Source organism: Pseudomonas sp. GLN_2, from assembly GCF_043106005.1.
Lineage (GTDB): Bacteria > Pseudomonadota > Gammaproteobacteria > Pseudomonadales > Pseudomonadaceae > Aquipseudomonas > Aquipseudomonas alloputida.
The window spans coordinates 1-2,032 of sequence record NZ_JBICMC010000109.1 but is presented as its reverse complement, the minus strand read 5'-3'; the positions used below and the strand labels follow the sequence as shown (position 1 = coordinate 2,032).

Genomic DNA, 2,032 nt, shown 5'->3' with positions numbered 1-2,032 from the left:
CCGGCCACAAGCCATACGCAATCCCTGTAGAAGCGGGTTTACCCGCGAAGAGGCCCGCACAGGCTGCACACGGCCCCACAGTCGCGTAAACTACGTCGCCTACGTGGAGGCATCATGCAAGACGACGATTTTTCCCTGTTCAAGGCCGAAGTGCGCGGCGTAAAGCCGATCAGCCACGACCGTGCCGACGTCGGCAAGCCCAAGGCCGACCGCCAGAAGCTGGCCGGCCTGCGCCAGGCGGCGACCGTGCGCAGTGACAAGGCTTTGGTCATCGATGGCATGTCCGACCAGTTCGTCATCGACGTAGGCGCCGAAGACGAGCTGATGTGGCGCCGCGATGGCGTGCAGGAAGGCCAACTGCGCAAGCTGAAGCTGGGGCAGATTCCATTCGAGGGCAGCCTCGACCTGCACGGCATGACGGTGGAAAAGGCCCGCGAAACCTTGTGGGACTTCATCGCCGAAGCCACCAAACTGGAGGTGCGCTGCGTGCGGGTGACCCACGGCAAGGCCGCGCGCCTGGACGGCAAGCGCCCGATGATCAAGAGCCACGTCAACACCTGGCTGCGCCAGCACCCGCAAGTGCTCGGTTTTGCCTCGTGCAGTGCCCGCCACGGCGGCACTGGCGCGGTGTATGTGATGCTGAAGCGAACCATGCTCGAAGGCCGCGACGAGTAACGCCGCGCTTGCAGCGCCGCCCTCACCGCCGTACCCTTCGTTTTTGCGATTTTTTCCCACAGGTAGATCCATGTCCCTGGAACAGAACTACACCGAGATCCTCAGCCAGATTGGCGAGGACGTCTCCCGTGAGGGCCTGCTCGACACGCCCAAGCGGGCTGCAAAGGCGATGAAGTACCTTTGCCGCGGTTATGAGCAAACACTGGAAGAAGTCACCAACAACGCTTTGTTCAGCTCTGACAACAGCGAAATGGTGCTGGTCCGGGACATCGAGCTGTATTCGATGTGCGAACACCACATGCTGCCGTTCATTGGCAAGGCACACGTTGCCTACCTGCCGAAGGGCAAGGTACTGGGCCTGTCCAAGGTGGCACGTATCGTCGACATGTACGCCCGCCGCCTGCAGATCCAGGAAAACCTCAGCCGCCAAATCGCCGAAGCCGTGCAGCAGGTAACCGGTGCCGCGGGTGTGGCCGTGGTGGTCGAAGCCAAGCACATGTGCATGATGATGCGCGGTGTCGAGAAGCAGAATTCGACCATGATCACCTCGGTGATGCTGGGTGAGTTCCGCGATAACGCCGCCACCCGTAGCGAGTTCCTCAGCCTGATCAAGTGATTGGTTGCTGACCCCAAGCCGACCCTTCAGGGTCGGCTTTTGCATTTCAGGAGTTGCCCATGATCGTCAAAGCCCTGCGGGTTGGCCTCGGCCAGCTCATTGTGTTCGGTGACTGGATCAGCCGCCCGGCCAAGCGCAAGCGCGACGCGGCCGCCCAGGCCCGCATCGAGCAAGCGGCCAAGGGGCTGGCGCTGTACCAGTTCCACGCCTGCCCGTTCTGCGTCAAAACCCGCCGCACCCTGCACCGTTTGAACGTGCCGGTGGCGCTGCGCGACGCCAAGAACGACCCGGTGCACCGCCAGGCCCTGCAAGAAGGTGGCGGCCGGGTGAAAGTGCCATGCCTGCGCATTGAAGAAGCCGGCAAGGTGACTTGGATGTATGAGTCCAAGGCGATCATCGCTTACCTGGATGAGCGGTTTGCTTCGGCCTAAAAGCGCTGCAAGTGGGAGCGGCCTTGTGTCGCGAAAGGGGCGCGAAGCGCCCCCAGGATTTCAGCATCGCGGCACAAATTGCTGGGGCCGCGTTGCGGCCCTTTCGCGACACAAGGCCTGTGCCAGGCTTTAGATATTGACGGCGACCTTCAGTGCTTCCAGCGCCGGCTCGACCTGGATGCCCAGCGCTGCCCCCAGCTCCATTACCCGGGGTTGATGGGCGGGTTTGCGGTGATGATGTTTCTCGATACCGCGCTAGGCTGAGGCTGAACACCGGCCTGTGGGAGCAACTGTCTTGCTCAATTTTTAA

3 protein-coding genes are annotated in these 2,032 nt (G+C 62.1%); all 3 read left to right on the top strand.

What is annotated here, in order from left to right; all coding sequences use genetic code 11:
* The first annotated feature begins 114 nt into the window (after positions 1 to 114).
* The 3 genes from ACF8Q6_RS26470 to ACF8Q6_RS26460 all read left to right on the top strand — a co-directional run bounded on the left by ACF8Q6_RS26470 (position 115) and on the right by ACF8Q6_RS26460 (position 1,722).
* The gene (locus ACF8Q6_RS26470; RefSeq protein WP_003252791.1) at positions 115 to 675 is read left to right on the top strand and encodes a Smr/MutS family protein; all 561 of its coding nucleotides are present in this window, start codon (positions 115 to 117) and stop codon (positions 673 to 675) included.
* A 70-nt stretch (positions 676 to 745) separates the two neighbouring features.
* Positions 746 to 1,291, top strand: a complete 546-nt coding sequence (gene folE / locus ACF8Q6_RS26465; protein WP_003252789.1) for a GTP cyclohydrolase I FolE — start codon at positions 746 to 748, stop codon at positions 1,289 to 1,291.
* 59 nt (positions 1,292 to 1,350) lie between these two features.
* Positions 1,351 to 1,722 carry a glutaredoxin gene (locus tag ACF8Q6_RS26460; protein WP_004577078.1) on the top strand — a complete coding sequence of 124 codons (372 nt, stop codon included), beginning with the start codon at positions 1,351 to 1,353 and terminating at the stop codon, positions 1,720 to 1,722.
* Positions 1,723 to 2,032: the final 310 nt, after the last annotated feature.